The sequence below is a fragment of the Gulosibacter sediminis genome (assembly GCF_014904065.1).
Taxonomy (GTDB): Bacteria; Actinomycetota; Actinomycetes; order Actinomycetales; family Microbacteriaceae; genus Gulosibacter; species Gulosibacter sediminis.
Genome location: NZ_JACXJG010000011.1, coordinates 14,558 through 29,598, shown reverse-complemented (window position 1 = coordinate 29,598; position 15,041 = coordinate 14,558). Strand labels below are relative to the sequence as shown.

At 67.1% G+C, this 15,041-nt stretch carries 18 protein-coding genes and 2 pseudogenes; 9 read left to right on the top strand and 11 right to left on the bottom strand.

Features of this window, described 5'->3' with window-relative positions; genetic code table 11:
* Positions 1-81: 81 nt before the first annotated feature.
* Both ID132_RS06905 and ID132_RS06900 read right to left on the bottom strand, forming a co-directional pair.
* Positions 82-465 carry a GNAT family N-acetyltransferase gene (locus ID132_RS06905; protein ID WP_193128207.1) on the bottom strand — a complete coding sequence of 128 codons (384 nt, stop codon included), beginning with the start codon at positions 463-465 and terminating at the stop codon, positions 82-84.
* Positions 466-477: 12 nt separating this feature from the next.
* Positions 478-831, bottom strand: a complete 354-nt coding sequence (locus ID132_RS06900) for an RNA-binding S4 domain-containing protein (RefSeq protein ID WP_193128206.1) — start codon at positions 829-831, stop codon at positions 478-480.
* Between the two features lie 155 nt (positions 832-986).
* On the opposite strand from ID132_RS06900, the gene ID132_RS06895 reads away from it, so the two are divergent.
* The 5 genes and pseudogenes from ID132_RS06895 to ID132_RS06875 all read left to right on the top strand — a co-directional run bounded on the left by ID132_RS06895 (position 987) and on the right by ID132_RS06875 (position 6,579).
* Positions 987-1,253 carry a GlsB/YeaQ/YmgE family stress response membrane protein gene (locus ID132_RS06895; protein ID WP_125107313.1) on the top strand — a complete coding sequence of 89 codons (267 nt, stop codon included), beginning with the start codon at positions 987-989 and terminating at the stop codon, positions 1,251-1,253.
* A 109-nt stretch (positions 1,254-1,362) separates the two neighbouring features.
* On the top strand, positions 1,363-2,727 hold the full coding sequence (locus ID132_RS06890) for a hemolysin family protein (protein ID WP_125107314.1): 1,365 nt from the start codon (positions 1,363-1,365) through the stop codon (positions 2,725-2,727).
* Positions 2,724-3,765: pseudogene (locus ID132_RS06885) on the top strand (CNNM domain-containing protein). The gene ID132_RS06890 and the pseudogene ID132_RS06885 overlap by 4 nt, the downstream one beginning before the upstream one ends.
* 28 nt (positions 3,766-3,793) lie before the next feature.
* Complete coding sequence (locus ID132_RS06880) at positions 3,794-5,179, top strand: lipase maturation factor family protein (RefSeq protein ID WP_193128205.1); 1,386 nt, start codon at positions 3,794-3,796, stop codon at positions 5,177-5,179.
* Between the two features lie 95 nt (positions 5,180-5,274).
* On the top strand, positions 5,275-6,579 hold the full coding sequence (locus ID132_RS06875; RefSeq protein WP_193128204.1) for an amidase: 1,305 nt from the start codon (positions 5,275-5,277) through the stop codon (positions 6,577-6,579).
* Between the two features lie 94 nt (positions 6,580-6,673).
* Here the strand turns inward: ID132_RS06875 and ID132_RS06870 are convergent, their stop codons facing one another.
* From ID132_RS06870 to ID132_RS06855, 5 genes and pseudogenes are all read right to left on the bottom strand, one after another.
* Complete coding sequence (locus ID132_RS06870) at positions 6,674-6,919, bottom strand: hypothetical protein (protein ID WP_193128203.1); 246 nt, start codon at positions 6,917-6,919, stop codon at positions 6,674-6,676.
* Between the two features lie 323 nt (positions 6,920-7,242).
* The gene (locus tag ID132_RS13805) at positions 7,243-7,935 is read right to left on the bottom strand and encodes a DUF6596 domain-containing protein (RefSeq protein WP_235988367.1); all 693 of its coding nucleotides are present in this window, start codon (positions 7,933-7,935) and stop codon (positions 7,243-7,245) included.
* Between the two features lie 360 nt (positions 7,936-8,295).
* Positions 8,296-8,379: pseudogene (locus tag ID132_RS15225) on the bottom strand (hypothetical protein); the annotation flags it as partial.
* Between the two features lie 120 nt (positions 8,380-8,499).
* The gene (locus ID132_RS06860; RefSeq protein WP_193128201.1) at positions 8,500-8,850 is read right to left on the bottom strand and encodes a YciI family protein; all 351 of its coding nucleotides are present in this window, start codon (positions 8,848-8,850) and stop codon (positions 8,500-8,502) included.
* A 72-nt stretch (positions 8,851-8,922) separates the two neighbouring features.
* Positions 8,923-9,372 carry an SRPBCC family protein gene (locus ID132_RS06855; protein ID WP_193128200.1) on the bottom strand — a complete coding sequence of 150 codons (450 nt, stop codon included), beginning with the start codon at positions 9,370-9,372 and terminating at the stop codon, positions 8,923-8,925.
* Between the two features lie 402 nt (positions 9,373-9,774).
* Between ID132_RS06855 and ID132_RS14380 the strand changes: the two genes are divergently transcribed.
* From ID132_RS14380 to ID132_RS06835, 4 genes are all read left to right on the top strand, one after another.
* Positions 9,775-10,095, top strand: coding sequence for a helix-turn-helix domain-containing protein (locus tag ID132_RS14380; protein WP_328743738.1), 321 nt, complete (start codon positions 9,775-9,777; stop codon positions 10,093-10,095).
* 590 nt (positions 10,096-10,685) lie between these two features.
* Complete coding sequence (locus ID132_RS06845; RefSeq protein WP_193128199.1) at positions 10,686-11,207, top strand: dihydrofolate reductase family protein; 522 nt, start codon at positions 10,686-10,688, stop codon at positions 11,205-11,207.
* A gap of 72 nt (positions 11,208-11,279) precedes the next feature.
* Positions 11,280-11,576 (top strand): hypothetical protein, encoded by a 297-nt coding sequence (locus ID132_RS06840; RefSeq protein WP_193128198.1) that lies wholly within the window; start codon positions 11,280-11,282, stop codon positions 11,574-11,576.
* A gap of 43 nt (positions 11,577-11,619) precedes the next feature.
* On the top strand, positions 11,620-11,997 hold the full coding sequence (locus ID132_RS06835) for a DUF4870 domain-containing protein (protein WP_193128197.1): 378 nt from the start codon (positions 11,620-11,622) through the stop codon (positions 11,995-11,997).
* Between the two features lie 18 nt (positions 11,998-12,015).
* Here ID132_RS06835 and ID132_RS06830 read toward each other — a convergent pair whose 3' ends face one another.
* The 4 genes from ID132_RS06830 to ID132_RS13795 form a co-directional block, all read right to left on the bottom strand.
* The gene (locus ID132_RS06830; RefSeq protein WP_193128196.1) at positions 12,016-12,891 is read right to left on the bottom strand and encodes a MurR/RpiR family transcriptional regulator; all 876 of its coding nucleotides are present in this window, start codon (positions 12,889-12,891) and stop codon (positions 12,016-12,018) included.
* Positions 12,869-13,687 (bottom strand): phosphonate ABC transporter, permease protein PhnE, encoded by an 819-nt coding sequence (gene phnE / locus ID132_RS06825; RefSeq protein WP_193128195.1) that lies wholly within the window; start codon positions 13,685-13,687, stop codon positions 12,869-12,871. Before phnE (ID132_RS06825) ends, ID132_RS06830 begins: the two co-directional genes overlap by 23 nt.
* Positions 13,684-14,520, bottom strand: a complete 837-nt coding sequence (gene phnE / locus ID132_RS06820) for a phosphonate ABC transporter, permease protein PhnE (protein WP_193128194.1) — start codon at positions 14,518-14,520, stop codon at positions 13,684-13,686. The genes phnE (ID132_RS06825) and phnE (ID132_RS06820) overlap by 4 nt, the downstream gene beginning before the upstream one ends.
* Positions 14,517-15,041: phosphonate ABC transporter ATP-binding protein (locus ID132_RS13795; RefSeq protein ID WP_235988365.1), on the bottom strand; the 525-nt coding region annotated here is incomplete at its 5' end. The genes ID132_RS13795 and phnE (ID132_RS06820), both read right to left, overlap by 4 nt.

The following is a 15,041-nucleotide window of genomic DNA, read 5'->3' as shown; positions in this document are numbered from 1 at the left end:
TTGACGCCCATCGAGTTCGAGGCCATCATGAACAACGACCTGGCCCTCGCGGCCTAACTAGAACTGTCACCTCTTCCTGCATCAGACCCCATCAACCTCGTCTTGCTCACATGCGGCGAACCCGAACCGCTCGTAGAGACGCCGGGCCGGGCTGCCCTGCAGTACGTTGAGCTTGAATGATCGCGGGTCCTTCGTCGGCAAGACCTGCTCAAGCACCGCCGAACCGATGCCGCGGTTCTGCGCGCTCGGCGCGAGGCAAAAGTGTTCGATCCAGCGCGCATCCTGCTCTTCGCGCAGCGAAATCGACCCTGCGTCGGCGCCGTCGACGACGATGACCTGCGTATTCTGCGGCCGAAATGCCGCGCGCATCCGCTCGCGCACTCGGTGTTCGTCAAACGCTCCCAGGCGCGCGAGGTCGGCGCGCAGTACCTCGGCCCGTAGCTCAACGAGCCACTCGATGTCCATGGCAGTGCTCGCTTAGTAGCCCCGCAGCCGTTCGATCTCGCGGCGCTCGCGCTTCGTGGGGCGCCCGGCGCCGCGATCGCGCACCGCGATGACGGCCACTGGCTCTCGCTGAGGCGTGCGATCCTCGTAGGCCTCGGCAGCCACCGCCGCACCGACTCGCTTCACGAGCGTGCGGCCCACGACGAGGATGCGATCGAAGCCGTTCTGGCGCACTCGCAGCACATCGCCGGGGCCGACTTTCTGCGCGGCTTTCACACGCTCATCATTCACGCGCACATGGCCCGCGCGGCACGCCGCCGTCGCCGCTGACCGGGTCTTGTAGGCCCGCACGGCCCAGAGCCAACTATCCACGCGCACCTGTTCCATGAGCCCATCCTAAGTTCGACGCGACGGCAAATGCAGGGCGAGGAGTTGGTTGCATCGCGGTTACATTTGCGTGTCGCTGTGATTTTCATGTGATCACGTGGCAATAATCGACACAGCACACGCACCCGTGTGCGAAAAATGAAAGGAGAGCTCTCATGGGCTTTTTCAGTTTCCTACTTCTCGGCCTCATTGCCGGTGCCATCGCAAAACTGATCCTTCCCGGTAAGCAGGGAGGCGGCTGGCTCGTCACGCTGCTGCTCGGCGTCGTCGGCGCCTTCGTCGGCGGCTGGCTCGGCGGAATCCTGTTCAACGCCAACCTCGAAGAGTTCTTCTCGCTCCAGACCTGGGCGCTCGCGATCGGTGGTTCGATCGTCGTGCTGCTCATCTACGGCCTGATTGTTGGGCGCGGCGAAAAGAAGTAAGCACGCCGTAACCAGAATGCCCCTAGAATTCGGCTATGGAAGATTCTCCTGGTCATAGTCCTAAGCTCATCCCGGCGCCCGCATATGCGGGCCACGAGCGGGGTGAGCGATGAACTTCGAACTCTGGGGCATTCTTGCCGGCGTCCTTCTGACGTTCGGCACCGGCGTCTTCGTGGCGTCGGAATTTGCCCTCGTTAACCTCGCTCGACCTGACCTTGAGCGGCGCCGTGATCGTGGCGAGAAACGTCTCGGCCCCACGATCAGCGCCCTCAAGGTCACGTCGACCCATCTCTCGAGCGCGCAGCTCGGCATCACGCTAACGACGCTGCTCGCCGGTTACACCTTCGAACCCGCGATCTCATCACTGTTGCGCGAACCGTTGTCGGACCTCGGCCTCAGCGAAGCCGGCGTGACGGCCTCCGGCTCGATCGTCGCGATCGTTGTCGCGACCTTGTTCTCGATGATCTTCGGCGAACTCGTGCCCAAGAACTTCGCGCTCGCCGTGCCGCTCGCGACGTCAAAGATCGTCGTGCCGCTGCAGATCGCCTTCACCTGGCTCTTCAAGCCGGTCGTGCTGCTGCTCAACGGCACCGCAAACTCGCTGATTCGCGCCATGGGCATCGAACCGAAAGAAGAGCTTTCGGGTGCCCGCAGCGCAGAGGAGCTGAGCTTTCTCATTCGCCGCTCGGCGCTCGAGGGCTCGCTCGACCACGATGATGCAGCGATGCTGCACCGAACCCTCACGTTCTCGGAGCGCACCGCCGACTCGGTGATGACCCCGCGGGTGCGGATGCACACGCTCGCGAACGATGTCACGGCCGCGGATGTGGTGGCCGAGGCCGAGCGCACGGGCCACTCGCGGTTTCCGATCATGGGGCGCGACGCCGACAACATCGTGGGCATCGTCCACGTGAAGAGCGCGTACGGCGTGAACTTCGAGGACCGCGCGACGACCCCCGTGACCGAGATCATGTCGAAGCCACTGCTCGTTCCCGAAAGCGCGGGCGTCGGCTCGCTGCTCGGCACGCTCCGCGGCCGCGGCTACCAGATCGCCGTCGTCGTCGACGAGCACGGCGGCACCGCCGGCATCGTCACGCTCGAGGACCTCGTTGAGGAGCTCGTCGGCGACCTCCGCGACGAGCACGATCAGGCGCAGCACCGCATCCACGTCGGCGAGAGCTCGGTGACGCTCGCCGCCTCGCTGCGCCCCGACGAGCTGTGGGAGCTCGCGGCAGTGCGCATCCCCGAGAGCGACGAGTACGAGACGGTCGCGGGCTACGTGCTCGAGAAGCTCGGGCGCATCCCGGCCGTCGGCGACGAGGTCGAGACCCCGCACGGGCGCCTGCGCGTCGAGCGCATGGTCGGCCCGCGCATCGATCGGCTGCGCTACCTACCGAACGACATCACCAAGGACACCGCGTTCGCCGACACCCGCGAACGCATGATGGAGCAGTTTGAGGAGGGACAGCGATGAGCGAATACCTTCCCGGCCTCATCTGGCTTGTTGTACTGCTGGTGGTGAACGCGTTCTTCGTGGGTGCCGAGTTCGCCGTGATTTCGGCCCGCCGTTCGCAGATTGAGCCGAAGGCGGCCGCAGGCCACCGCGCCGCGAAGACGACCCTGTGGGCGATGGAACACGCCACGCTCATGCTCGCAACGAGCCAGCTCGGCATCACCGTCTGCTCGCTCGTGATCCTCAACGTCTCCGAGCCGGCGATCCATCACCTGCTCGAGTACCCGCTCGCGTGGACCGGCCTGTCGGCCGAGGCGGTGACGCTCACCGCGTTCATCGTGGCGCTCGTGCTTGTGACGTTCCTCCACGTCGTGTTCNGGCGAGATGGTGCCGAAGAACATCGCGTTCTCGGTACCCGACCGCGCCGCGCTGCTGCTCGCCCCGCCGCTCGTGCTGATCAGCCGGGTCGTGAGCCCGATCATCCACTCGCTGAACTGGATCGCGAACGGCTTCTTGCGGCTGTTCCGCGTCGAGCCGAAGGACGAGGCGACGAGCGCGTACACGATCGACCAGGTCGCGACGATCGTCGAGGAGTCGCAGCGCGAGGGCACCCTCGTCGACGACTCGGGCACCGTGAGCGCCGCGATCGAGTTCACCGAAAAGCGCGTCGCCGACGTTGAGGTGCCGCTGCAATCGCTCGTGCTGCTGCCGCACACGGCGACGCCGCGCGACGTGCAGCGCGCCGTCGCCGCCCACGGCTACTCCCGGTATGTCATGACGGATGCGCGGGGCACGCCGACCGCGTACGTGCACCTCAAGGACGTGCTCGACCTGAGCGAGCCCGACGTGATCGACGCGCCGATCCCGGCCGACCGCATCCGGCCGCTCATCACGATTCGGCCCGAGGTCGAACTCGAGGATGCGCTCGCGACGATTCGCGCCCGCGGCACGCACATCGCGCGCGTTGCGGACGCGAACGATCAGACGACCGGCGCGCTGTTCCTCGAAGACATCCTCGAGGAGCTCATCGGCGAGGTGCAGGACGCGACCCGGCGGTAGGCGGGTGGCTTCGGCGTAGTCTGGCGGCATGGACGGGTTCGCGGCCGTCGACTACGGCCTTGCTCGAGAGGTGTTGCAGCGCGGCATCGCGGCGCTGTTCGTGGTGGCTTTCGTGTCGACGCTGCGGCAGTTCCCCGTGCTCCTCGGGGAGCGCGGGCTGCAGCGTCGACCGAAGCAGCCCGTGCGCTTCACGATTTTTCGCTGGTGGCGCTACACCGACCGGCGGCTGCGGATACTCTGCTCGGGTGGCATTGTCGTCGCGGCGCTGATCGTGGCCGGGCTGCCGCAGCTCGGGCCACCGTGGCTGCCGATGCTCGCGTTTCTATTGCTTTGGGCCAGCTACATGTCGGTGACGAGCCTCGGCGCGGTGTTCTACAGCTTCGGCTGGGAGATGCTGCTGCTCGAACTCGGCTTTCTCGCCGCGTTTCTCGGCTCGCGCTCGCAGGCGCCGTCGATCGTCGTCATCGTGCTGTTCTGGTGGCTGCTGTTCCGGCTCGAATTCGGAGCGGGCATGATCAAGATTCGCGGCGGCCGCGAGTGGCGCGACTTCACCGCGCTCACCTATCACCACGAAACGCAGCCGATGCCCGGGCCGCTGAGCCGGCAGGCGCACCTGCTGCCGCGGTGGTTTCACCGGCTCGAGGTCGCGGGCAACCACTTCGCGCAACTCGTCGTGCCGTGGTTCCTGTTCGTGCCGGGCGTGGTCGGCACCGTCGCCGCGGGCATCGTGGTCGCGACGCAACTCTGGCTCGTGCTCACCGGCAACTTCGCCTGGCTCAACTGGGCAACGATCGTCATCGCGGCGTCGGCCGTGGCGGTGCCCGGCGCCCCGATCGGTTCGGCCGAGCTGCCGGCCTACTGGGTGGTCATCACCTGGGCCATCGGTGCGCTCTACCTCTGGCTGAGCTGGCCCGCGTTCCACAACCTCTTCTTCGCGAAACGGCAGGTGATGAACGGCGCGTTCAACCGGCTGCAGCTCGCGAACGCCTACGGCGCGTTCGGCAGCGTGACGAAGGTACGCGTCGAATACGTCGTCGAGGGCACCCGCGACGCGAACCCGCGCGACGCGACGTGGCACGAGTACGAGTTCTACGGCAAACCCGGCGACGCTCGGCGGCGGCCGCGCCAGTTCGCGCCGTACCACCTGCGGCTCGACTGGCTCATGTGGTTTCTGCCGCTCGGCCGCGGCCTCGACGGCTGGTTCCGCACGTTCCTTGGCAAGCTGCTCGAGGCGGATGCGCCGACGCTGCGGCTCGTGCGGCACGACCCGTTCGCGGGGGAGCGGCCCGCGTGGGTGCGGGTGGTCGCGTACCGCTACCGCTTCGCTACTCGGGCCCAACATCGCGAGACTGGCGCGGTCTGGGTGCGCGACCAGCGGCGGCTGTTGAAGGGCCCGATGCGCCTGCGAAACTGAGGTTTCGCGCCGCTCGCGCTTGTCTCCGCGAACGCAGTCGGAGGCGCGTAGCTAACGCAATGGTCGCCCTCTCGTTCCGGGCTACGCTGGCGGGCGTGGCGAACAATGACGTGCATCCGACCCTGACCCAACTCGCGGCGCAGCTTGCCGCCGGCGAAACGACCTCCGTCGAGCTGACTCGACGGGCGCTCGAGGCGGCCCGCGCATCCGACAATCTCTTCATCACGGTGGACGACGCCGGGGCGCTCCGGGCAGCGGAGGAATCGGATGCGCGCCGCGCCGCGGGGGAGTCGCGCGGGGCGCTCGACGGCATCCCGACCGCGGTGAAGGACGTCATCGACACGGCGGGGCTGCGCACGACGATGGCCTCGGAGTTCTTCCGCGACAACGTGCCCGAGCACGACGCGTTCATCGTCGCGCGGTTGCGTGCGGTGGGCGCCGTGGTCGTCGGCAAGACGAACGCGCAGGAGTTTTCGTACGGCATTCGCGGTGACGTCGGGGCGTTCGGCGTCGTACGGAATCCCTTCGACGCCGAGCGGGTGCCCGGCGGCTCGAGCTCGGGCTCGGCCGCGGCGGTCGCGACTGGCGTCGTGTCATACGCGGTCGGGTCAGACACGGCCGGCTCGATTCGTCTGCCCGCCGCGCTCTGCGGCGTCGTGGGGCTCAAGCCGACGCTCGGGCTCATCGACACCGCGGGTGCGTTCCCGCTCTCGGACGCCTTCGATACGCTTGGCTTTTTCGCGACCACGGCCGACGACATCGCTGTCGTGATGGAGGCGACCGGATTCCTTCGCGGTGCGGATGCGCAGGTCGCGAGATTCCTCGCCCTCGAGGATGTACGGGCCAAGGTCGTCGACGCGGCCGCCGGCGTTCCTCACGACCGCGTCGTGGCGCAGCTCGGCGCCGACGCAGCTCGGCTGCCGCAGCTTGATGGCCACTACATCGACTATGCCGAGCTCTATCGCATCGTGCGTTCGAGGGAAGCATACGACTTGCACGCCGAGCGGGCACGCACGTCGCCCGAGAAGTTCCAGCCCAAGATTCTCGCGAACGTACTCGCTGGGCGCGACGTCACCGATGCTGAGGTCGCGGCCGCCGAGGCAGAGATCGACCGCGTGCGCGAGCTCTTCGAGGCGACCTTCGACGAACGCGAGGTACTCATCAGCCCGAGCTCGCCCATCCTCGCCCCGCGTTTCACCGACCCCGGTCCGAGTCGCGAGCTCGCCTCAATGACGAACATCTGGAACGTGCTCGGCTGGCCGGCGATCGCCCTGCCGATGTGGGTCGACGGATGCGCGCTGCCGCAGTCGGTACAGTTCATTGCCCGGCCGGGACAGGAAGCCTTGCTGCTGCGTGCAGCGGCGCGCGTCGACAGCGCCCACCTGCCGGCCTCTATCTGATACTCGGCCCGCACGACCTGCTCGAGCGGCTGGGCGCCGCGATCGCGACAGCTGACGTGCATTGCGCCGACCGCCGCGACCGCGGACGATGCCGTTAGAACGTCACGCTGCTGACCTCAGTCGAGTCAAACCTGTGACGTTCTTCGAGGCGGAACGACCGGATTCGGTCGTCTTCATGAACGCCGCGTGCAGCGAGGCCGAGAAGCCGCTTCGCACGGGGCACGCCCTGCGCATCGAGCGCGGCAAGAGCCGATTCGATCGCCCAGCTTGGCTTCGCATCGGCACGTACCTCGTCGCTGATTGCTCCGAGCCACAGGAGCAGCGCGGTGCGGGTCGACACGCTCGCATATCCGATCGAAACCGACCGGAGATCTGACCGATCCGTCTCGATGACGTGCTGCGGATCGATGATGCACTCGCGCCGAACTGTGAGGCCGATCACGCCCGGGCACTCGGTATCGTTCCACCAGCTGAGCTGCAGGGATGTCCTCGCGTCGTCATATTCTTCGACGTCCAGGCGGCCTCCCGAGTATGCCCACTCGAATCCGGCTACTGTGATGGAGTTAGGGCATACTTGATATTCAGCGCAAGACGTGGAGTGGAACCGAAATATGGCGCTAGCCCCGCAGGTGGGCGTCGAGCAGACCGATGCGTTTACCTGGGCTACTCTGACACCCGTTGCATGCAGGTGAGGTAGCGTCGACTCGGCGGGTGAGTGCAGAGGTCGATGGCTCGCGCGAGCGCGACCTGATACAGCTCCTCGGGGGCACCGGATAGGCGTAGCAGCGCGGCGCGTGTCGCATGGTAGGGCTGGAAGGTGGCCAATGCCGGGTCCTGGGCGATGAGTTGGTCGAGCACCGAGAGGCCAGTGCCAGGGCTGTCTGCATGCCCGATTGCCGCGGCACGTGCGACAGCGGCTCCTCGGCTAGGGGTGACCTGGACGAGGGCGTCATAGAGCTGGGCGATCGTGTTCCAAGGTGTGTGGCCGTTACGCGACCGCAGGGCGTGCGCGGTCTGGATCACGGCCTGCAACTCGTAGGGTCCTGGCGTTGTCGGGCGGTCACCGCTCAAGCCATCGCGGAGGATCGCCTCGGCGGTCCGGATGAGGTGATGGTCCCAGAGCCTCGGGTCTTGCTCGTCAAGGGGAACGAGCACACCGTCCTTGAGTCGCGCAGCATCGCGGGAGTGCAAGTAGAGCAGGAGCGAGGCAAGTCCGCGCACCTCGTGGTTGCCCGGTAGCGCAGCCAACAGCAGTTGGCTGGCATGTATCGCGTGTTCCGTCACGAGATCCACGGCACCGTCTGGGGGGATCCGCAGCCACTCCACGGAGTAGGCGGCGTAGATCGCATCGAGCACGGCCGCGACTCGTTCGCTGGGGATCCCTTCGGGGATCTCGAACGACACTCGATTGGCTCGGAGTTTCTGCTTCGCACGTACGAGCCGTTTCGCGAGTGTCGCAGTCGGGAGCGCGAACGCCGTGGCGACGTCAGTCGTATGCACGCCGAGCGCAACCTGGAGGACCAGAGGCGCGTGTACCCCGCGGTCGAGTGCAGGATGCACGCAGGCGAAGAGAAGGGCGAGCGTGTCATCGTCGCGCCCCGTGCCCAGTTCGGCCTGAGGATGAGGGTCGGTCTCTTCGAATGCGCGCGTACGGGTACGCTCGGCGGCTCCGAGCAGGTCGCGGATACGATTTCGAGCTACCGTGACAAGCCACGCCTGCGGGTCACGCGGGATCTCGACCCCCCACGCGGTCAAGGCACGCTCTACTGCGTCAGCGAAGCCGTCTTCCGCCAGTTGCACGTCGCCGCACCACCGGACGAGCGCGCCGACGAACCGCGCCCGATCTGCTCGCACGAGCTCGTCGAGCAGCGCGAGATGCGGACGCGGTCCGTCGGCTGAGGAGTGTGTGCTGATGGAGCCTTAGCCTTCCATCCCGCTCGCGCGAACCTCGACCTTGCCGTACTGCGCGACGGGACACTTCTTCGCCCACTCCAGCGCGGTGTCAAGGTCAGGGACCTCGATGATGAAATAGCCGCCGAGGGTCTCCTGCGTCTCGGCAAACGGGCCGTCGTGCACGACCGCTTCACCATCCGCATACGAGACGGTGGTGGCGGTCTCCACCGGCTGCAGCCAATCGGTCGCGACAAGCACTCCGGCCTCCTGGAGTGCACCGATGTATGCGCCGAAGATCGCTAGCTCCTGCTCCATCTCCTCGGGCGTCGGCTCCGTCGCGCCGGACTGGTCGCTGTAGAGAAGAAATGTGTACTTCATGGTGGGGTTTCCCTTCGATCGGGGTGAACCGCAGAGGCCAAGGCGACCACTACGGAGTCTAGAAAACGCGGGTTAACGCCAGGTAGCCTCGGCGAGGTTGCGGAGACCGGTCTCCAGAGTCGGGCCGAGCACTTTGTTCGCGAATAGACCGAACACCCGCAGCATCGGATTGCGGCCGGAATCCAACGTCATCGACCATTCGACGTCGCAACCACCGCCGCGCACCGGGGTAACCGAGATCCGCTGCCGGGAGCGCCCCATCGACCCCATATCGATGTCGTAGACCACCCGGCTACTCGTGACCTCGGCAACGGTCTGCGTGCCCTTACCGTCCTTCCCCCTGAACGCGAACCCGGACCCAACTCCGGAAGCTGGACCGCTCGGCGTGATGGCGAGCTTCGGGTCCGCGGTGCGGTGAGGATTGATTGAAGTGAACCCCTCGGTCGATGAGACCGTTTCGAGGATCTGCTCAGCCTCAGCAGCAACGTGTCCGTGCCGTGAGATCGTCGTGTACTTACCCATGTCGTCTGCTCCTTCCGAGGCGCGTCTTCTCACGCGCTCATGAAGGGGACGATCGAGACCCCATGGCGAGGACAGGCCGCGCGGAACTTAATTTGGCACGCCCGAAGACATCGCCACATCACGTGCGCCAACGCCATCCAGTAGCAATGGTTGACACCGCACTGATGAAGTGCGTGCTCGTGAATGTCAGCGCTCCTAAGTGCTACGGTCGGTTGCAGACAACACAGCGACCAGATGCCCGGGCCACCGCCGGGAGCCGTCGCCAAGCAGGGAGTCGGGTTGGTGGCCGACAGCACAACGGCGGACTACAGCCCGAGTGTCCCGAATGGTCATGACGTCGGGAAGTACCGCCCCGTCGCCAGGTGAGTAGAGCGGAAAGCTCCTCACGAGAGGGACTCTGCTGTGTTGTCCACTACCGCTCCTGCGCCCGTTCAGAGCGCCACTGATCATCTGAGCCTCCAGTCCGCCGCCGCCCGTGGTCCGATCGCCTACTCGACGCTGCGCAAGCGCATTGCTGACGGTGACCTTCCGGCTCACCGCATCGGCCGCCGTGTCTTCGTTCGCCCCTCCGACATTGACGAACTGGCCGAGGCTGTAGCCGTCGGCCCGGCCGCTGCCACTGCGGTTGAGTCCGCCATCACCCGGTTGGTGAAGGCTGCGCCGCGTCTCACCGACGAGCAGCGTGCTCGTCTCGCCGTCGTGATCGGAGGTGCTCGCGCATGAACGCCGACAACAGCGTCATCTACCCCGACCTGCCCGACCTGGCACTCGCCGAAGGCGAGCTGCCCACCCGCGCGAACGACGTTTGCACCGCAGCCCGCGATACCTCGCTCGTTCCGCTCGTTATCGATCAGAGTGCCAACGACGGTGGCTCCATTATCCCTGATGAGCTCAGCAATGGGCGGGGGACCATGGACTTGTGTCCCCCGCCCCACACCGATACTCGTTCCACTCGTTTTCGACGCTCAGCACTCGTTCTGAGCTGGAGTCGAACGCCCCGGCGGCTACGGAGGATGTCGAAGCGCTGCGCCTGCTCGACGCTGTCGGAACCGATGTTGATCCCTGCCGCCGCGGCGATCGCTGAGCTGGTCGGTGACGAGGTGAGCGCCGAGTACATCGTGCCGAGCCCGCTCGACCCGCGCGTCGCCCCGCCGTCGCGAGCGTCGCGCACTAGCTCGCGCCGCGCCGCGCCAGCCCGACCCAACTCATCCCTGTCGCGGTGGGCGGATGCTCGACGAAGCATCCGCCCACCGCGACGGGGCGTTTCCGGCGCGCGGGTGCGGGCTGCCAGGGCGGCGCGCGAGAATGCACGCATGACGACGCATTTCTACACCGCAACCAGCCTCGACGGATTCATCGCGACGCCAGAACACTCTCTCGATTGGCTGCTCAAACAGGACTTCGACGAAGAAGGCCCGATGGCGTACCCGGCATTCATCGAGGGCATCGGCGCGCTCGCGATGGGCGCGTCGACCTACGAGTGGCTGCGCAAGCACGACAGCGTCTGGTCGTACGAGCAACCGACGTGGGTATTCACGCACCGCGCGCTCGAGACGCCCGAGGGTGCGGATGTGCGCATCACGCAGGCGAACATCCGTGACGTGCACGCCGAGATGACCGCGGCAGCCAACGGCAAAGATCTCTGGATCGTTGGCGGGGGAGACCTCGCCGGGCAGTTCGCCGACCAGGGCCTGCTCGATGAAGTGTGGCTGCAATACGCGCCCGTGATGCTCGGCGCCGGCGCACCGGTGCTGCCGCGCGCCCTCAACCTCGAGCTCATCGAGCTCGCGCGTAACCGCTCGTTTCTCTGCGGGCGCTACCGTGTCGCCGGTTAAGCGAGCGACCGTGGCCTCGAGCACCCCGCAGTTCGCCGAAGAGACCGAAGACGCCGACGAGGCGACCCGGTAGTGGCACGCCGAACCGCGCGGGCCGCCCTGCTCGCCGCCGAGCACCTCGAGCGAGACAGGCCGAGCGAGACGGGGCTTGACGCTGTGCCGCTGTCATGGTTTCTGCCCGTCTGCATGAACCCCGGCGAGATCCTGCTCGGCCCGCTCGCGATTCCGACTCACTTCACCGTCGCGATGCTCGTCGGCATGGGGGCGAAGCGCGGGAGGGTGCTGCTCTGGCAGGTGGTTGCGATCGTGCGTTTGACCGTCGCACTCGCGCTGATGATCACTCGCGTCACGACCGTCGTGCTGCGCTAATGCAACTCAGCGTGCGCGCCGCCGAAGCTGCGAGAATGGCGGAATGACGCAGCAACCCGAAAATGTTTCGACCCAGGCCCGTGGCGCGGCGGTGCTCGCACACCTCTCGGCACCGATCGCCGCGATCGTCTCGGCCGGCTGGCTCGCGATCGTCGGCCCACTCGTCGTGTGGCTGTTCTCGCGTAACAACTCGCAGTTCGTGCGTGTGGCCGCCGCTGGCGCGTTCAACTTTCAGATTTCGGCATGGGTGATGTCGGTGCTCGGGTGGATCCTCTGCTTCACCGTGATCCTGCTGCCGGTCGGGATCCTGCTCATCGTGCTCGGCAACCTGCTCACCTTCGTGCTCGGCATCTGGGGTGCCGTACGCACCTCGGGTGGCTACCAGTACAAGTACCCCTGGCAGATTCCGATCCTGCACTAGGTAACCGGGTGGTCGTGTCTACTCGTGCAGGCCGCCGCCGAGCATCGAGACCGCCGCGGCCTGCGCATCGCGGCCTCGATCGCCGCGATGCGCGATGAGCTGGTCGACGAGCTGCTCCGTGAGCAGCATGAGCGCGGCCCGCGAGGTGTGAATCAGCTCGTCCTGAAACGACTCGTTGATCGGTGGCGCGACGAGCACGACGTCGGCCTCGTCGGCGAGCACCGAGCGGGCGAACGAGGTGATCGCGAGCACCCGTGCCCCGCTTGCCTTCGCGGCCCGCATCGCCTCGAGCGTCGATCGATTCGCGCCCGAACCAGACAGCACGACGCAAACCGAACCCGCGCCGAGCAGGCGTGCGGAGATCTGTTGCGACATCGAATCCATGAGCATNTCGGCGGGGCGCCCCGCCGAGTTGAGTCGCAGCACGAGGTCCAACCCGAGCGACGACGAGAGTCCGTTCGCGATGACGAGCACGCGCTCGGCCTCATCGAGCCCCCGCACGAACGCGCCGACCGACTCCTCGGTGAGCGCCGACACCGTGTGGCTGAGGCGCGCGCCGAAGCGCTGCACGCCTGCGCGTACTGAGCCGACCATCGTGCCGTCGCCCGCATCCTCACCTGCCGTGTCACGGGCCGAGGTCTCGAGCGCGAGCTCCTGCGCGAGGGCCACTCGCAGCTGCGGGTAGCCCTCGTAGCCGAGCGACTGCGCGGCGCGAATCACCGTCGTGCGGCCGACGCCCACCGCATCCGCGAGTTCTTGCGCCGTGCGCTCGACCGTGCCGCTGCGGTCGGCGACGATCGCCTCGGCGACGCGGCGTTCGCCGGGCTGCAGCGAGGGCGACAGTGAACCGATGCGCGCCGACGGCGGTGCGTCAGACGACCCTTGCCAGCTCACGTGACCGCGCTCCCTCCATGATCCGACGACGAATCGCTCCCGAGATCGCGTCGACGATCATCGTCGCGACAATCACGACAATGAGCAGCATGCCAACCGTGTCCCACTGCCGATAGTTCGTGTAGTTCGAGAGCATACTGCCGATGCCGCCCGCGCCGACGAGGCCGAGCACGGCCGAGGTGCGGATATTGATTTCGAAGCGGTAGAGCGCGAATGACATCAGGGCCGGCGCAACCGCGGGCCACAACGCCCAGCGCGTCACCTCGGCGGTCGAGCCGCCGGCGGCGCGCACTGCCTCGGATGCGCCCTCCTGCGCCGACTCGATCGTCTCGTACACCCACTTGCCCTGCGTGCCGATGCCCGCGATGCCGAGGGCGAGCGCGCCGGTGAACGGCGTGAGGCCGGTCACGGTGAGCAGGATGATCGCGATGATCACCTCGGGCACGGCGCGGATCACGGCGAACAGGGCCCGCAGGAGCGCGCGCAGCCAGGCCGGCCCGACGCCGCGCGCGGCGAGCATGCCGAGCGGCACCGACACGACGACGCAGAGGAGAGCGCCGAGCCACGCCATCGAAATCGACCGCCACATCTCGGTGAGCGCGCGCGGCAGCTTCTCCCAATTCGGCGAGGAGAACATGAGCTGCAGGTAATTCGCGACGCTTGCAGGAATCTCGGGCAGGTCGCTCCACTGAATCTGGAGGCCGGCGGCCGAGGCGAGGATGATGAGCCCGGCGACGACGGCGAACACCGTCGACCAGCGGCGCGGCGGGCGCTGGGGCAGCGCGAGCGCGGTCATGTGAGCCTCCTTCGCAGTGCATTCGAGCAGAGCTCGATGAGCACGACGACGACAAGAATTTCGAGGATGATCACCGAGACATCCTCATAGGCGTAGAAGCCGCGGCGCTCGTCGAGCAGGCGGCCGATGCCGCCGGCGCCCACGATGCCGAGGATCGCCGAGATGCGCACGTTGAGTTCGAGCGTGTAGAGCCACTGGTTTGCGAACAGCGGCCAGGTCTGGGGCAGCGCCGTGACGCGGTTGATCTGCAACTGGCTGCCGCCGGCGGCGCGGCCGGCCTCCATGTAGCCGTGGTCGGCCGAATCGATCGCCTCCGACACGAGCTTCACGACGATGCCGAGGTCAAACAGGAACAGCGTGAGCAGGCCGGGCAGGGCACCGACGCCAACCATCGCGACGAGCACGGTCGCGTAGACGAGGTCGGGCACTGAGCGGACGACGTTGACGATGGTACGCACGACGCCGCGGCCGAACGAGTTCGGGTTCGTCGGCTTTGCTGCCCAGAGCGTGAGTGGCACCGACACGATCGCGGCGACGAACGCGCCGACGATCGCCATCTGCAGCGTCTCGAGCATCGGCTGAATGGTGCGCGGCAGGAACTCGAAGTTCGGCTGCAGCAGCTGCACGAGCTTGTCGGCGCCGTTACGCCAGTTGCGCACGATGGCGCCGAGGTCGAGCTCGACGCCGCCGATGGCGGGGATGCACGTGGCAATCGTCATCGCGGCGAGCGCGAGCAGGATAAGCGCGGTGCGCACGCGGTTGCGGGGGCGCGGCGGCACTCGCAGCTCGCCCGCGCCGCCCTTGGCGGCCCGCACCGAGGTGTCGACGCTCATTCCGCCCGGCCCATCACGTCGCGCGCCTGAATCGGGCGGCCGTAGATCTGCTCGAAGTCGGCGTCAGTCGCGGCGCCAGCGGGCCCGTCGTAGACGATCTCGCCGGCCCGCAGGCCGATCATGCGGGTGGTGTATTGCCGGGCGAGGTCCATGAGGTGGATGTTCACGAGCACCGTGAGGCCGCGCTCGCGGTTGATGCGGCGCAGGTCGCCCATGACGGCGTGCGCCGTGGGCGGGTCGAGGCTCGCGACCGGCTCGTCGGCGAGCATGACGCTCGGCTCCTGCGTCNCGATCGCGACGCGCTGCTTCTGCCCGCCCGAGAGCGCGCCGCCGCGCGCCCAGACCTTCTCGAGCATCCCGACCGAGTCGAGCGCGCGCAGCGCGAGCTCGCGATCCTCGGCCGAGGGGAGGCCGAGCAGCGTGCGCCAGGCGGGTGAGTGCGCGAAGCGGCCGACGAGCACGTTGTGGAACACGTCGGTGCGCTCGGCGAGGTTGAAGCCCTGGAAGATCATGCCGACGTG